18 protein-coding genes are annotated in these 15,914 nt (G+C 41.7%); 13 read left to right on the plus strand and 5 right to left on the minus strand.

The window, feature by feature from the left end:
* Both B2W49_RS05740 and B2W49_RS05745 read left to right on the plus strand, forming a co-directional pair.
* A partial coding sequence (locus tag B2W49_RS05740; protein WP_291335375.1) for a Holliday junction DNA helicase RuvB C-terminal domain-containing protein occupies nt 1-525 on the plus strand: 525 nt, incomplete at its 5' end.
* Nucleotides 526-601: 76 nt separating this feature from the next.
* On the plus strand, nt 602-988 hold the full coding sequence (locus B2W49_RS05745) for a hypothetical protein (RefSeq protein ID WP_168417781.1): 387 nt from the start codon (nt 602-604) through the stop codon (nt 986-988).
* Nucleotides 989-1,082: 94 nt separating this feature from the next.
* Here B2W49_RS05745 and B2W49_RS05750 read toward each other — a convergent pair whose 3' ends face one another.
* Nucleotides 1,083-1,661 (minus strand): hypothetical protein, encoded by a 579-nt coding sequence (locus B2W49_RS05750; protein ID WP_291335379.1) that lies wholly within the window; start codon nt 1,659-1,661, stop codon nt 1,083-1,085.
* A gap of 228 nt (nt 1,662-1,889) precedes the next feature.
* On the opposite strand from B2W49_RS05750, the gene ybgC reads away from it, so the two are divergent.
* The 6 genes from ybgC (at nt 1,890) to pal (ending at nt 6,887) form a co-directional block, all read left to right on the plus strand.
* Nucleotides 1,890-2,297 (plus strand): tol-pal system-associated acyl-CoA thioesterase, encoded by a 408-nt coding sequence (ybgC, locus tag B2W49_RS05755; RefSeq protein WP_004971791.1) that lies wholly within the window; start codon nt 1,890-1,892, stop codon nt 2,295-2,297.
* Nucleotides 2,298-2,324: 27 nt separating this feature from the next.
* Nucleotides 2,325-3,023: a protein TolQ gene (tolQ, locus tag B2W49_RS05760; protein ID WP_230244146.1), complete on the plus strand. Its 699-nt coding sequence runs from the start codon at nt 2,325-2,327 to the stop codon at nt 3,021-3,023.
* Nucleotides 3,023-3,472 carry a protein TolR gene (tolR, locus tag B2W49_RS05765; protein WP_291335384.1) on the plus strand — a complete coding sequence of 150 codons (450 nt, stop codon included), beginning with the start codon at nt 3,023-3,025 and terminating at the stop codon, nt 3,470-3,472. Before tolQ ends, tolR begins: the two co-directional genes overlap by 1 nt.
* Before the next feature lie 3 nt (nt 3,473-3,475).
* Nucleotides 3,476-4,765, plus strand: a complete 1,290-nt coding sequence (gene tolA, locus B2W49_RS05770; protein ID WP_291335386.1) for a cell envelope integrity protein TolA — start codon at nt 3,476-3,478, stop codon at nt 4,763-4,765.
* Nucleotides 4,766-4,964: 199 nt separating this feature from the next.
* The gene (gene tolB, locus B2W49_RS05775; RefSeq protein WP_291335513.1) at nt 4,965-6,248 is read left to right on the plus strand and encodes a Tol-Pal system beta propeller repeat protein TolB; all 1,284 of its coding nucleotides are present in this window, start codon (nt 4,965-4,967) and stop codon (nt 6,246-6,248) included.
* A 69-nt stretch (nt 6,249-6,317) separates the two neighbouring features.
* On the plus strand, nt 6,318-6,887 hold the full coding sequence (gene pal / locus B2W49_RS05780) for a peptidoglycan-associated lipoprotein Pal (protein WP_291335388.1): 570 nt from the start codon (nt 6,318-6,320) through the stop codon (nt 6,885-6,887).
* Nucleotides 6,888-7,042: 155 nt separating this feature from the next.
* Here pal and B2W49_RS05785 read toward each other — a convergent pair whose 3' ends face one another.
* Complete coding sequence (locus tag B2W49_RS05785) at nt 7,043-7,228, minus strand: NF038105 family protein (RefSeq protein WP_004971800.1); 186 nt, start codon at nt 7,226-7,228, stop codon at nt 7,043-7,045.
* Nucleotides 7,229-7,405: 177 nt separating this feature from the next.
* Here B2W49_RS05785 and B2W49_RS05790 point away from each other — a divergent pair, with 177 nt between their 5' ends.
* The 5 genes from B2W49_RS05790 to B2W49_RS05810 all read left to right on the plus strand — a co-directional run bounded on the left by B2W49_RS05790 (nt 7,406) and on the right by B2W49_RS05810 (nt 10,686).
* Nucleotides 7,406-8,380, plus strand: coding sequence for a class 1 fructose-bisphosphatase (locus B2W49_RS05790; protein ID WP_291335391.1), 975 nt, complete (start codon nt 7,406-7,408; stop codon nt 8,378-8,380).
* Nucleotides 8,381-8,430: 50 nt separating this feature from the next.
* Nucleotides 8,431-9,207 carry a TrmH family RNA methyltransferase gene (locus tag B2W49_RS05795; protein WP_291335393.1) on the plus strand — a complete coding sequence of 259 codons (777 nt, stop codon included), beginning with the start codon at nt 8,431-8,433 and terminating at the stop codon, nt 9,205-9,207.
* Between the two features lie 156 nt (nt 9,208-9,363).
* Nucleotides 9,364-9,978 (plus strand): RNA polymerase sigma factor, encoded by a 615-nt coding sequence (locus B2W49_RS05800; RefSeq protein WP_236162309.1) that lies wholly within the window; start codon nt 9,364-9,366, stop codon nt 9,976-9,978.
* A complete protein-coding gene (locus tag B2W49_RS05805; RefSeq protein WP_291335395.1) occupies nt 9,975-10,295 on the plus strand; it encodes a hypothetical protein in 321 nt (106 codons plus the stop codon). Before B2W49_RS05800 ends, B2W49_RS05805 begins: the two co-directional genes overlap by 4 nt.
* The gene (locus tag B2W49_RS05810) at nt 10,285-10,686 is read left to right on the plus strand and encodes a DUF3106 domain-containing protein (protein WP_236162184.1); all 402 of its coding nucleotides are present in this window, start codon (nt 10,285-10,287) and stop codon (nt 10,684-10,686) included. Before B2W49_RS05805 ends, B2W49_RS05810 begins: the two co-directional genes overlap by 11 nt.
* 103 nt (nt 10,687-10,789) lie before the next feature.
* Here B2W49_RS05810 and B2W49_RS05815 read toward each other — a convergent pair whose 3' ends face one another.
* From B2W49_RS05815 to hda, 3 genes are all read right to left on the minus strand, one after another.
* Nucleotides 10,790-13,213, minus strand: coding sequence for a CSLREA domain-containing protein (locus B2W49_RS05815; protein ID WP_291335398.1), 2,424 nt, complete (start codon nt 13,211-13,213; stop codon nt 10,790-10,792).
* Between the two features lie 48 nt (nt 13,214-13,261).
* Nucleotides 13,262-15,079, minus strand: a complete 1,818-nt coding sequence (gene rbtA / locus B2W49_RS05820; RefSeq protein WP_291335400.1) for a rhombotarget A — start codon at nt 15,077-15,079, stop codon at nt 13,262-13,264.
* Between the two features lie 122 nt (nt 15,080-15,201).
* The gene (gene hda / locus B2W49_RS05825) at nt 15,202-15,906 is read right to left on the minus strand and encodes a DnaA regulatory inactivator Hda (protein ID WP_004971812.1); all 705 of its coding nucleotides are present in this window, start codon (nt 15,904-15,906) and stop codon (nt 15,202-15,204) included.
* Between the last annotated feature and the right edge of the window lie 8 nt (nt 15,907-15,914).

A 15,914-nucleotide genomic window follows, 5' to 3' on the forward strand; every position in this document is an offset into this window, starting at 1 on the left:
GCAGGTTTACTGACCTCTCCATTGCGGGATCGTTTTGGCATTGTGCAGCGTTTAGAATTTTATTCGGTTGAAGATTTGACCCATATTGTCAAACGCTCGGCGAATCTAATGGATGTGCCAATGACCGATGCAGGAGCCAATGAAGTCGCTCGTCGTTCGCGTGGTACACCGCGTATTGCCAACCGTTTATTGCGTCGCGTTCGTGACTATGCACAGGTCAAAGGCACAGGTGAAGTCACGCAAGAGATGGCACAACGTGCGCTAGATATGCTGAATGTGGATAAAGATGGTTTAGACACCTTAGACCGTCGTTATTTGTCTATGCTGTTAGAGCGTTTTGATGGTGGCCCTGCAGGCGTAGAGGCACTGGCAGCTGCTATGGCTGAAGATTCAGGCACACTGGAAGATGTCATTGAGCCATACCTCATTCAGCAAGGTTATGTAATGCGAACCGCGCGCGGACGTATTGCCACCAATATGGCGTATTTGCAATTTGGGATGACACCGCCTGAGCCGAAAAGTTAAAACAACATTTCATCGTGGCTTGAATATTGTACAAGCCACTGATAATGCTTAATTACCACAATAAGATTCGATTAGAATGAAAAGTATTTTTTCTTTATTCCTCTGTTTATTATACGTCAACAGCTATGCGGGAAATACCTCGACATGGTCTTGTCAAAATACTTGGGCTGAAATTTCATGCCATGCAGAACATTGCCAATTTGAAACCGAACACTTCACGCCATTCCGAATCCATATAGAAAATCAAAAAAATATCAGCATTTGTGCCTACTCTGGATGCTGGTCTGGAGAGGTATCACAACAACAATACAGCGCATTAAACAGTTATACTACCCAGCAATTACAATGGAATGGAATTCAGCAAACATCCGAAAAGTTTATAGTCAATATTGATACCCAAAATAAAATAGGTGTGCTGTTGGGATATGGTTATGCACTACCCTTAAAATGCCATACGGATTAAGCCTTATAGATTTAAAAATTAGTCGTAGCCAAATCCAATTGATATTGCAGAGAAATATCAGTTTCATCACCATTGTTTAATGGTTTTAAACCATTTAATTTGCAATCACACGCACATCTTCAACCAGCATTAACTCACACGCGCCCGCTCCTGTATCATGACGGCTTAAAGAACTGCGCCACTGCCACCCATCTGCGGCAGTAACTTCCACCAATTTACCTTTCAAATAAATCAAATCATCTTCATCAATCTGCTTTAACTGTGTCGCAATCGCGGGCGTTGCAGGAATTAAATGCGTATTAGCGCTCAAACTTGCAATCTCTTGCACAGGAATTGGCGGTGCATGTTCATAACGCCAATGATACCACCGATTACTTTGACGAATAGACAACTGTTTATACACTTCAGGCTTGGCCATTTGGCCCCATCCCAAAGCAAAATCGACAGGGCTAAGTTCGGCTTCACGTCCAAAATTATAATTTTCACGTGACAATACCCGAAACTCACCTTCATAGGTTTCCAAAGCTTGAATGGTATAGTCTTTAAACTGATACACTTGCTGCGATGACTGATAGGTTGTGCTATCCGCAATTCCTCCATCTGACTGGAACAGCGTCCTCCACAACAAATACAATATGGCAATTACCACAAAAAATTTAACTGAACGGCTCATGTGCTACTCATTGAGAGGAATCATCTGCATGTGTAAAGCAAACAGCTAATTTTAACTTAAAAGCATGTTTGAAATCTTGTGCCATTGGACCGAGCGTTGAGAATGATAAACTGCCACGCTATACACAGCTTGACTTATAGCCCCGATTCACGTCAATTTCATAGAAATGACTTAAGCTATAAGTATTGCTTATCAAACAACTTTGCAACATTGAAGCGGAACATCATCATGGCGAATAAATTTGAATTTAAAATTCGTATCTATATGGAAGATACTGATGCAGGCGGCATTGTTTACCACGCCAACCATATTCGCTTTATGGAACGTACCCGTACCGAATGGCTTCGTGCATCGGGTGTTGATCACTATTGGCATCAACAAGATTACAACTTTGTCGTGCATAAAATTAACGTGAAATATTCACGTCCAATCTTAATGGATGACCTAATTACTGTTACAGCAAGTGTAGTTTCGTGTAAAGCATCATCATTTGTATTGCAACAAAATATTTATCGTGGTGAAATCATGCTTGCATCTGGTGAGGTTGAATTGGCCTGTCTGGGTTCAGATATGAAACCACGCCGTCTACCAGATGAAATTCGTAGCCTTATTCTGAAAGAATTAGGACAAGATTAAAAAAATGAATTGGCACATGTAGTAACTATGGCAACACAACTCGAATCATCTCTTCAAGTATCAGATCTTATTTTACAAGCAAGTCCTGTTGTTCAGCTAGTGATGCTCTCGCTGCTTTTAGCATCATTATACAGTTGGTATCTAATTGCCAAGTTACACATGAGCTATAAAAAAGCACAGGCAGATGATCAGCATTTTCAAAAAATCTTCTGGTCTGGTGCAGAATTAAATACGCTTTACAACAACGCACAGCTCAATTCAAAACGTGTCGGTTTGGAAGATATTTTCTATCAAGGCTTAGGTGAGTTTTTAAAACTGAAAAAGCGCCAAGCGCCTGCTCCACAAACTATTGAAGGCACAGAACGAATTTTACGTGTCGGTTTAAGCCGTGACCAAGCTCAACTTGAACAAGGCTTAGGTGCATTGGCCAGCATTGGTTCAGTTGCACCATACGTGGGTTTATTTGGTACCGTCTGGGGCATTATGAATGCCTTTATTGGGTTAGCAGATGTCGATCAAGTCACACTGGCAACAGTCGCCCCAGGGATTGCCGAAGCCCTCATTGCCACAGCCATTGGTTTATTTGCCGCCATTCCTGCGGTACTTGCCTTTAACCATTACACCGCCAAAGGTGAAGCGGTTTATTCTGATCGTGCGTTATTTGCCGAAGAAATGGTGGCTTTATTACAACGTCAATCTTTAGGCAATACTCAGGATCACGACTAATGGCTATTCAACGCTCTGGACGCTTCGAGCGCATAAAAAAACCACTCAAAAGTGACATGAATGTAGTGCCTTATATTGATGTCATGTTGGTGTTATTGGTGATTTTTATGGTCACTGCGCCGATGATTACCAGTGGGATTCAAGTCGATTTACCTCAAGCCAATGGCAATCCAATTGAATCAAAAAGTGCCTTTGCTCGGGTAACTTTAGATCAAGATGGGCAATATTTTTTAGAATATAAAGAACACAAAGCCGAGCCTTTGGAGCTAGCCCAACTGAAACAAATCTTGACCGATGCTCAAATTCAAGCCAAAGCTGAAAATAAAGAGTTTCAGGTTGTTATTCGTGGTCATAATACACGCCCTTATGGTGATGTGATTGCGTTAATGTCTGACTTACAAGATGCGGGTTTAACCCAAGTTGGATTGCTGACCGAGCCTTTAAAGTAATTTATGAAAGATTTTAAAAAGCCACCTTTTCAACAAAAAGCCATTGCGATTGGATTCACCGTAGGTGTCCACCTTATCGCAGTGGTTGGCTTGCTTTATTTGGGCATGAGTAAAGCACCTGAGCCACCTAAGCCCATTAAAACCGTACTAATTAAACCAGAAGATTTAAAACCCTTATTAGAAACTGAATCGGCTGAAACCACACATGAAAATGTAGCAGAGCAAATTACTCAAACTGCTGAGCCTGCTCTTGAACCTGCCCCTGTCATTCCGACACCTGCAGCAGTCCCTACACCACCCGCACCTCAAGTTGATACACAACAAGCTGCACAAGCAGCAGAGGCTCAAGCACGTGTAGAACGACAAGCTGCTGAAGCCAAACAAATTGCCGAGCGACAAAAATTAGAAGCTGAACGCTTAAAAGCACAACAAGCACACGCTGAAGAACGTGCTCAACGCGAAGCTGACGCCAAAGCAAAAGCCCAAGCCGATGCCAAAGCACGTGCTGAAGCAGATGCTGTACGTCGTAAAGAAGCCGAGGCCCTGAAAAAAGCAGAAGCGGCAGAAAGACGTCAACTCGAAGCCAATGCAGCAGCAAAACGCAAAGTTGAAGCAGATGCAAAAGCCAAGGCAGATGCCGATGCAAAACGTAAAGCTGCAGCTGATGCAAAAGCCAAAGCTGATGCCGACGCAAAACGTAAAGCTGCTGCAGACGCAAAAGCCAAAGCTGATGCCGAGGCAAAACGTAAAGCTGCTGCAGATGCAAAAGCCAAGGCAGATACCGATGCAAAACGTAAAGCTGACGCAGATGCAAAAGCCAAAGCGGATGCCGACGCAAAACGTAAAGCTGCTGCAGATGCAAAAGCCAAAGCGGATGCCGATGCAAAACGTAAGGCTGACGCAGATGAAAAAGCCAAAGCTGATGCCGAAGCGAAGGCGCGTGCCGATGCTGAAGCCAAAGCTTCAGCTGCCAAACAAGCTGCAGAAGAAGCCGCGCAGAAAAAGGCCGAAGTAAGACGCATTGCATCCACTGCTAAACGTGATTTTGAAAATAAAGTTTTTGCTGCTTGGCGAGTACCTCAAGGAAGTTCAGGTAAAAAAGTCACTGTTCGTTTTACGCTGACCAACTCAGGACAAGTCCAATCATTGGTTATTACACGTTCTAGTGGTGACAGTGACCTTGATGCAAGTATTCGAGCTGCTATCAACGATGCCGCTCCATTTCCTATGCCATCTGATCCAGAGGCTAGAGATTTAGCCAAAGTTGTTACATCAACGTTTACTGCGAAATAATTAAAGTTGCTCTAGAAAATTATTTTCTAGAGCAACACCACGCAACACGCAATCCAACCATGAATTAAAATAAATTTAAATTTTCACAGTGTTATAACAGTTTTATTATAAATTCATGCTTTCATTCCCGCTAAAGCATGTCATTATGTACCACAATTACATCCAAAAAAGTTATCTTGATTTGAGAAAATAGCGAATGATGGAAACAACGCGTAAACACTTACTTTGTCTTGCTATTTTAACTGCGCTAAGTCCAGTTTTAAGCACACAATCTTTTGCACAATTGTATTTAGAAATTGCCAAAGCACCAGAAGAAGCACCTAAAATTGCCATTGTGCCGTTTGGCAATGATCAAAGTATTTATCCTATTGTAGAAAACGACTTAAACCGTTCAGGCAAATTTACCAGTTCATCCAAAAACCTTGCGGCTACTGCAAGCATGAACAATCCAAATGCAGCAGCATGGCAAGCTGCAGGTGTACCTTATGTAGTCACGGGAAATGTCAAAGCCACTGCAGAAGGCGGTTATGAAGTTCATTACCAACTTTATGATGTGCAAAAACAGCAATATTTGTTGAATGAATTATTAAGCGTGCCTGCTTCACGAGTGCGTTCTGCTGCACACATGATCAGTGATGCAATTTATGAAGCACTCACCGGCATTAAAGGTGACTTCAGCGGACGCATTGCCTATGTACTGCGTAACCCTGCAACACCTGAGCAACGCTATACCCTGCAAATTGCCGATACTGATGGTGAACAGCCAAAAACCATTTTGACTTCACGTGATCCTATTTTATCGCCTGCGTGGACACCAGACGCCAAAAAAATTGCCTATGTATCATTTGAAACCAAACGTCCTGCTATTTATGTGCAAGACTTGGCGACAGGTCAGCGTGAAAAATTAGCCAGTTTCCGTGGTTTAAATGGTGCTCCAAGCTTCTCGCCAGATGGGCAAAGCATGCTATTTACCGCATCTATGCATGGCAATCCAGAAATTTATCAAATGAATTTAAGCACCCGTGAACTGCGACGCATGACCAATGATAGTGCGATTGATACCGAAGCACGTTATGCACCAGATGGTAAATCATTTATTTACACTTCAGATCGTGGTGGTTCAGCACAAATTTATCGTTATGACTTTGCTACAGGCAGCAGCAAACGCCTAACCTTCCGCGGCGCATTTAACGCACGCGGTACGCTCAGTGCCGATGGCCGTAAACTAGCATTGGTACATCGTCCAAGTGGCAGTAACTACAAAGTCGCAATTCAAGACATTAACACCAATATCACCAATATTTTAACCCCAACCAGTTTAGATGAGTCGCCAAGCTTCTCACCAAATGGGCAAATGGTGGTATATGCGACACGTGAAGGCACTCGTGGTTTATTGTCTATTATGTCTTTAGACGGTCGCTTCCGCATGAACTTACCAAGTGAACAAGGTGAAGTGCGTGAACCTACGTGGGCACCAAAATAATGAGCACCCGCAAAAAATACTTTTTCAGTTCTGTTTTAAAACCAAAAATCAAGCTTCATGGAGATGAGGATGAACGCAGTTAAATTATTGGTACTCCCTGTTTTGGCATCGGCTTTAGTGATGACAGGTTGTGCTAACCGAAAACCAACAACTGACTTACAAGCAGGTCAAACGCCAAACGGTGCAACGACAGTCAACACTCAAGGTTTGAGTGAAGATGCAGCTTTAAATGCGCAAAACCTTGCTGGTGCATCTGCCAAAGGTGTAACCGAAGCCAACAAAGCTTTCTTGGCAAAGCGTGTGGTACATTTTGACTACGACAGTAGCGAATTATCTAATGATGATTACCAGACTCTACAAGCGCATGCACAATTTTTAATGGCGAATGCTAACTCTAAAGTGGCGCTTACAGGTCACACCGATGAGCGAGGCACACGTGAATACAATATGGCTTTAGGCGAGCGTCGTGCCAAGGCGGTTGAAAGCTTTTTAATCACCAACGGCGTTAACGCAGGTCAGCTTGAAGCAGTGAGCTATGGTAAAGAAATGCCTGTTAACCCTGGACATGATGAAAATGCATGGAAAGAAAATCGTCGCGTAGAAATTAATTACGAAGCTGTTCCGCCATTATTGAAATAACCTTTTGCTGTGTTTTGGGAAAATACGTTTAGAACGTGTTCCTTAATACGAAAAAAGCGCTCTTTATTAGAAGGGCGCTTTTTTATGACCTAAAAAATAAAAGATGAATATTTTAAAAACTAATAAACATACGCAAAATTACAGCTTTGCTACAGTTATTCTGACTCGGCATCAGCTTTTGCAGTTTGCATAGATTCAATCAAATCATGCTTATTAAACTTTTTGTATTCAGGTTTAGACTCGTAATCCTTCCAAGCAGCTTTCATCTTGTCCTCAGAAATATCGTCTAAACTAATCCCTTCGCTTGGCGTTGGAGTCGCATCAAACTTTAACGTTGTCATATCTGTGCTCCTATCTCAAATTAAATCCTTTACATCAACATAGCACTTTCTGCAGGACTTGCAAGGGTAAAATCACAGCAAATAGTCGAGTTTAATTTTTCTTTTAACGCGTTCTCATCTAAACTATTGCAGCATATTGTTATCCTCATTTTTGCAGTCATTCGGAGTTTTCCAGTCATGTCATACCGCACCCTTTCCCAATTTTTACAACAACAAACTGGAAATCTAACACCCGAACTTGCTCAAGTAATTGAAACCATTGCTAATACTTGCAAGATAATTGACCAAACATTACAAAAAGGTGCCTTAGCGGGTGTATTAGGCAGTGCGCAAAATGAAAACGTACAAGGTGAAGAGCAAAAGAAATTAGATGTTATTTCAAATGATTATTTAATTGAAGCGTTACAAAAGCACCCAAATGTGGGTGGTTTGGCATCTGAAGAATTAGACGAATTCACCCCTGCTCAGGAAAATGGTCAATATTTAGTGTTATTTGACCCACTGGATGGTTCAAGCAACATCGACATCAATATGTGTGTGGGTACAATTTTCTCAATTTTACCTGCAAAAAATACCGTGACTCAGGCTGCAGACTTTATGCAAGCAGGTACACAACAAGTCGCTGCAGGTTATGTTCTTTATGGTCCATCTACCATGATGGCGCTCACTGTTGGTGCAGGTGTGGTGTTCTTTACCTTTGATCCGGAAAGCCAAGAATTTTTAGTGACTGCAGATAATATTCAAGTTGCAGCAGACACCAAAGAATACGCCATTAATGCATCTAACCAACGTCACTGGGAAGCGCCTGTAAAACGCTATATTGATGAACTTTTAGCTGGTAAAACTGGTCCGCGTGAAAAAGACTTTAACATGCGCTGGGTTGCATGTATGGTGGGGGATATTCACCGTATTCTTTGCCGTAGCGGAATTTTCATGTATCCGTACGATTTAAAAGACCCTAAAAAAGCAGGTCGTTTACGTTTAATGTATGAAGCCAACCCAATGAGCATGCTCATGGAGCAAGCATGCGGCGCGGCAACCACTGGTCGTGTGCGTATTTTAGATATCCAACCTACAGACCTGCATCAACGTGTGCCTGTCATTATTGGCTCAAAAAATGAAGTCGATTTGGTCAGCAGCTACCATCAATAATTTTTAACAACAGCAGTCAGACATTTGCTGACTGCTGTGGATTTTATCGCATGCCTACGATTTTTTTAGAATCAAAAGATAACCCGAAAATTAAACACTTACGTGGTTTAATTGAACAAAATAACTATCGCAAAAAACAGGGACAAACGGTACTCGAAGGTACACATTTGTGTTTGGCATGGTTACATGAAAATAAAAAAATCAATTCGATTTTTACCACTGAACATGCACTGAGCCATCCTGACTATGAACGCATTTTGGCTAAATACACAGGCGTGGTCTTTGTCATTGGCGAATCTTTATATAAAGATTTAAGCACTTTAGGCACTTCCCTTGCCTGTTTAGCCATTGTCGATGTGCCAAGTTCGAGCCAAGCTTTAGACTTTAAAGCAGACACGCTGATTTTAGAAAATGTGCAAGATCCAGGTAATGTCGGCACCTTATTGCGCTCTGCAGCAGCAGCAGGTATTGAACAAATTATTTGTACCAAAGGTTCTGCCTCGCTTTGGTCACCACGGGTATTACGTGCAGGCATGGGTGCACACTTTAGCTTGCATACCTTTGAAAATATTGATCTTGAGGATGTCTTGGCACAATTCCAGATCCCTGTATATGTGACCAGTTCACACCGTGCAGAAAGCCTCTATTCCAAAAATCTGCGCAAAGCTTGCGTCTGGATTCTAGGCAATGAAGGTCAAGGCGTGTCCGACTATGCCTTACAGCATGCAGAAGCGGTAAGTATTCCACAACCGGGTGGACAGGAATCTTTGAATGTGGCAATTGCAGGTTCTATCTGTTTCTTTGAAATGGTACGCCAGCGTCTGTAAATGGTTAATTTATTTTAAAAAGACTAGCCCTGCAAAAAAAATAGATTAGACTGAAAATAATAACTTGCAATGTCAACCAAACCATTGTTTTTAGCGTTATAAAAGTATGATGTTAAAAATAATGGTGGGTATCCAATGACAGGATTTTCCATCTCTATGGATTTAAACCCGAAGTCGTCACATTCGGAAAATTTGAGTGCTGTTAAGAGTACGGCTGAGCAACGTCTGAAGAATTTCATGCAAGACGTAACGGGGCGTGCCTTAGTAATGATGGAAAGTGCAACGCAAGGACAGCACGGCATAGCAATGGATTTGGTGCAAGAAGCCTTTATTTCCTTGCATAAATCTTATGCCGACAAAGCCACAGATGAGTGGTATCCCCTGTTTTACACCATTTTAAATAACAAATTACAAGATTGGCGTCGTAAAGAAGCCCGCCGCGCTCAACCCTTTTCATTATTTAAAAAAGTCAGTTTAGATGATGATGATGTTGAACAACTCGATATTGTCGATGAGCAAGCACTCAATCCTGCAGAATTTTTAGATCAAGCTGTGACTGTAGAAGAAATTCAGGCAGCAATTGCGGGGCTTCCAGTTCGGCAACAACAAGCTTTTATGTTACGTGCTTGGGAAGGTTTTGATACGCAAACCACCGCGCAAATTATGAACTGCACTGAAGGCAGTGTAAAAACGCATTATCACCGTGCTATTCAAGCTTTACGCAACAGTTTGGCACATATGAATCCGTATCTAGGAGGATCATCAGAATGAAACAAGATGATTTCTTAAAACAAGTGACATCCAAACTTGATAGATTGGCTAGCCACCATCAAGACAAAGCCGCAGTCATGAACCATGTCTTGGACAATATTCAAGACAAGAAAACATCACGCTATGGGCTTTGGAAAATGTCAGGTTTTGCCTTGGCTGCAGCAATTGCAGGTTTTGTGGTCTTACCAAACTCAATGGAAATGACCACTCAGCCACAGAATCAGGCAGTGTCTGTTCCTAAACTTTCTCCACAAATGGTGGAAGATTTAGAAATGTTAATGGTATTGGGTGAGGACAAAGTTCCACATGGCAGCTAAACGAATTGTGATTGCGTGTTGTGCGCTCAGTTTTTTACAAACCAGTTTTGCAGGGTTTGAACGTTTTTGGATTTTTTCCAAAGATGCAGATACGCAAATTTCAGAAACTTGGGAAACCCTTTCTGAAGAAGAACAATTGGCATTAATTAAGCGCTATCAAAACTTAAAAGAAATTCCTGCTGAGAAAAGCGTGGCTTTACAGCAGCGGATGGATTGGTTTACTCAATTGCCTGATAGCGAAAAACAAAAAATGCGTGAAACTTGGCAAAAAATGAGTACACAGGAACGTCGTGAATTAGGACAACGCTTGCAACGAGCAACACCTGAAGAACGCCCCTTGATTCGTCAGGAATACATTCTTAAATATCAGCAGCCTGCAATGAGTCACTAATTTTTATCTCTTCATGGATAATCTAGAAAGTGCTTGAAGTCACCAATAACAAAAGCCTCATCTGTTTTACACGATGAGGCTTTTGAAATAACGACTCGGTAAATTATGATTTTCTTGGACGTTGACGATAAAATGCCAATCCGAGTAAACCCAATACCCCCCAGAAACCTAAGCTTCCTCCGCCACCACCACTAGCTTCATAATTGGTATTTTTCGCAGTGTTTTCTAAAGTAATGGTCGCTTCAGGCGATAATTCCAGTTCATGGTCGAAAATCGTGTATTTCAGCTCATAATCAAATGGGCTAAAGCTATTTCGTACTTGAACCTGAATATTGCCACCATAACAAATTTCACGTGCATAATCCCCAGGACAAGCCGCTTGACGATCTGCTGTAAGCACCACACCTGAAGGCACTTGCGTAAAACGAATTGCCAGTTCTTGTCCTGTACTATCTTTATAGAATGCAGGCTTATTGGTATTTTCTTTCAGAGTGCTGATAGAACCATCGCCTGCATCGCTATCATTCGATAATGGATTAAAACTCACTTTGAGGTCTGTGCCATATTCAAGTCGTACACGATCATCTTTTGCAATTGGGGCAATATTGCTAAATTTACCTTCAAGCAAGCCCGAAGAATGCAAATTGCTGTCTAATTTTGACCTAATGGTGTATTTGCAATACGCTGAATCGGTTGCTTCTGTGACTTTATCATTCAATCGATACATCACAATCCGTTGCAACTGTGCATCCCATTCACATTTTAATAGTGGGTCTTGGGTCAATTTATCTGTGCTAAATGTTGTACCTGAACCCGAAATTGCACCAATCCCCAATGCTTCAGTGCTAATGCTAAAGTTGTCAGAATTAAGCTGTCTTAACTGAACAAATTTCCCATCTGCAGTTGGTTCATCTTGCTTTAATGCCATCGCAAATGGATCAACATAAATGGCACGATATTGCTGCTTGGCTTTAGTATTGGCCAACAAATCTTGCATCGTTTTCAAATCAGCACGCGATTGAGAAACGACCGAAGACGCTGCGTCTTTACTTTGGTCTATCGCAGACTGAATACGGTCAATTTGTTGCTGATAATTAGCAAATAAACTTTCATAAGAGACATTACGCAAGCTTTGAATATCGGCTGCGTTTAAGCGCATCACTTCTACCGAGCCAATTTCACAGGTATTTTTTGCATCAGGATTTAAAGTTAAAGTTGCATTACTCACTCGCGCCAAACCACGTTGTTCATAATCACTACAACCCATGCTGTTTACATCAATCAAATCTTTTGCAGGGTCTGAACCCAGTTTTGGATAATACAACGGCAGGAATAAATTATAAGCAGATGGTTCTTGCAACGGCTGCAAAACTTGATCAAAGCTAAGCCCTGTCAAATCCAAATTTTTGGCTCCGTCATAAGAATTATTTGCTGTTTCAGGTAAATCACACTGCCCTTGCTCTGTCGCTGATCCCATTGCGAATAAGGCATTACGAATCGAGTTGATGTTGCGCGCCTGCTCTAAGCTCGCAGGGAATGCATAACGACAAGATTTACCTTGGTTAAAGGCCAAGATATTAAAAGCGAGGACAATGCGTGGATAATTGTCATAAAACAAAGTACTCCATGCTTTATTTTCAACAATGGTATTACTTTGCAAATACACCTGTGACAAAGTGCTAAGGGAATGATTTGCCGTATTGCTCAAGTTAAAGATATGACCTTTACTTGCATCAGCTTGGTTTTGTGCAATCGTACTGGCGGTCAACTCAAGATCAGGTTGACCACAAAGATCAAAAGTACTAAGACTATTTGCAGCACCGTTTTTTACAATACTACTGCGGTCAATTTTCACCATAGAGCGTGTATTGACCAAGTTGGCACTACAATCCATTGCTAACACACTGCCTACTTTGGCTTGGTTCGCATGGATATAAGCATTTTCTAAATTGACTTGACGCTCCGCTTGATGAGCAACAACATAAATTGCGCCACCTTGTTCTGCATGTGAATTTTGAATCTCGACATTGTTCGTAGCCAATGGGCCTGCCACAAATAATGCGCCACCTTTGCCTGCATCTGCAGAGTTCGCATTACCACCGCCATTGGCATTCCCATTTTTTAGGATGACATCGTATAGTGCTACGCTGGCTTGGGTATCTGAAGTATTGATAATGCGGCTATTACCCTGTGCATTAATACTGGTTTTTAACGGTGCAATTGAAGGATAACGATGCGTAATTGGATCTACCTGGTTATAGTCAACCGCTGTCGCCCCATAAATACGCACCATAGATTGCGGGCGTAATTCTGAGTTTAAGATATATTCCCCAGCCTGCAACTGAATCATATCTGTTACACCACGGTTGGTATTGCCTGCGCTACAACCACCAAACGCAATATTCTGCTTGGCCGCAACCAAAGCTTCACGTAATGAACATTTGCTTAAGTCTTCACCATTTTGATCTTCAAAGGTCGTCACCTGAATCATAGAATTATCTGCTGCCATGAGCGACATTGCAGACATCACCATTATCCCTAATAGTGTTTTTTTATTATTTTTCATATTCATCCTTTATGCTTTTCTACGGCGTAAACCCAACAAGCCCAATAACGCCATTAATCCATAAGCCCCCCATGCACCGCCAGAAACATTTATTTTATCGCTTTCCATACGATTTTCATGTTCTTGAATAACTTGGACTTTCACTTCCATATAAGGTGTCGTGCTGTTAAAACGTGTAGTGCTGGTGACTAATTTAATTTTAAAGACATCTGCACCATGCCAAGCAGAATCTGGGGTATATACCAAATTACCCAGCTCATCTACAGTCAATTTTCCTTTAGAGCGTGTATCAAGTTGCTCAATTTGTACACAGCCTGCTTGCCATGCTTGGCCTGTCGGATTATTTGGATAAACTTGATCACAAAACTCTTTAGGTACCAAATCACTATCACCCAACAAATCACTCACCGACATTTTAGCAATTTGACCTGCCAAAATATTTTGACCAATGAGGCTCATAGTTTCAGGAACCACCACCTCAATTGCCCCACGATCACATAAGGTAATATCTGACTGACGGTTTTTACCGCGTTGATCTGAAGCAGTACAACCAACAACCGTATGATCCCCCAGTTGTAATTGCCCACGGTTTAACACCTCAGAGTCTTTTAGGGTGTTGTAACTGAGCAATACGCGTGGGCGCATAAAGCCCAAGAATGCGTTTTCAGGAACTTGATATGGACAAAACAATGCCGTTTTATCTTGACTGAGGGTTTGGCATGCACCTTCAAGCAGATTACCAGCAAGTACCGAATTTGCAGTCCATACAGTATTTGGATAGTTGCTATCGCCTGCTCCACAGCCTGCACCGACTAAATTATTTTGTAATCTTGTTGCATCTGAACCTGCTTGCACACAGTTCGCTGCAGTACTCACACTGACAGGATGCGGATTGCCTAAAATCACACTATTCGCAATATAGGCTTTACCTAGAGGTGCATTGAGATACACACCACGACTGTTACCAATCAAGCTAATGTTATTGACACCAATATCATCCAACACATTCATGACATAGCCTTCATTTGCAGTAAAAGTACTGCTCACGATCATATTCCCCATGCTAGGAAAGGCTTTGATTTCTTCCTCTGCCAAACTTGTTGCAGAATAGAGATTGGCTGAAGTGGTCGATGTAGTCTTGTTACCTTTAAATACTGAAGTTGTAATCACAAAGCGCGGAAATTGCGTATAAATGACGCCACCTTCCTGCGCTTGGTTGGCTTCAAGCAAGCTATTTTTGATCTCAATAAAACCTGCAGGAATCTTTTCGCCAGTCACTTGTGCAGGGTTATAAATTGCCCCACCTTGATTGGCTAGCCCCTTACTCAATTTTACATAATCTAAAATTAAATGTTCGTTATTATAAATCAGACCACCTTGTTGCTGACGACAGCGTTCCTCACCGCAACCCTGTAAAGTTAATTCTTTTAAAGAAACTTTTAAGAAACGATCCTTGCTGTCTTCAATGTGGAAAATTCGCTCATTACCGCGCATTTGAATCGTGGCGTTATTTAAACCTGGAGCAGTTTTATCATTCAGACTACTGTCATAGGTTGTTTTAATTTCAAGGTTTTCTGTAATTTTAATTTGAGTATCAATTTGATAGACGGCTTTCTTTTCTAATAAAATCACACTTGAGGCATTTTTGCCGCCACAGCCCAAATAGCCTTCTTCAGGCATGCCTAAATTAATATACTCGATGGCTTCACGCAAAGAACATTGTTGATCATCTGCTTTGGTGTCAGAAGTGGTGGTGACAATGATATTACTACTATATGCATGACCTGCGATAAACAGCATACCAATGCCAATGCTCTGCTTGAGCATAAGCGAACTCCTTGTAATTTTCTTTGTTTTTTTTCTTCTTTAGTTGCAAATTCCCTGCAACTTCGAATTATTTTCCGTGTAATTTGGCATAACTTGCTCAAATTCTCAAGCAATTTTAATCTTTACCGATATTCGTCAATTAAAGCATAAATCTGACGCAGGTTTGCGCCACTTAATTTCGTTTTCTCTCCTTTAAGTAATTGCACCAACTGCTCAAGGCTTTGCAGCAAAATCGAGGTCTGCTGTGGACCGTGCAACAATAAATAATCGATAATTTGCGGATCGATAATAATACCGCGACGCTCTAACACGGAACTCACTAAAGCTTGTCGATCTGCATACAAACTGCCTGAAGGCACTTTGACACTCACTGCCTGCGTCAAACGTGATTGTAAATCGGGCAATTCGAGCTTTAATTCAATGGGTGCAAAACGTGATGAAAACACCAACTGACCGCCAACTTCATTGCTGTAATTGATTAAATGAAACACCGCACGTTGCCAATGTGGTACACCACTAATCGCCTCAATATCATCTAACGCGACCAAATCATAACGATCTAAAGAGGTAATCGCTTCAGTGGGGGCATCCAATAATTCAAGTAAAGATACTTTAATGGCAGATTTGCCAATTTCTAAATAGGAATCGCAAATCGCGGACAATAAATGACTTTTGCCTGTGCCCGCACCACCATAGACATAAAAGCGATTAACCAATCCTGCATGTAGCTGTCGAACTGCATCAATCACATGCCCCCAACCTGGCCCAGAAAAATCACTGATCCGTGCATCTAATTGAGGCTCGATATCTAACTGCAGTTGGCGCATAGAATTGT

The organism is Acinetobacter sp. UBA801 (genome assembly GCA_002296655.1).
Taxonomy (GTDB): Bacteria; Pseudomonadota; Gammaproteobacteria; order Pseudomonadales; family Moraxellaceae; genus Acinetobacter.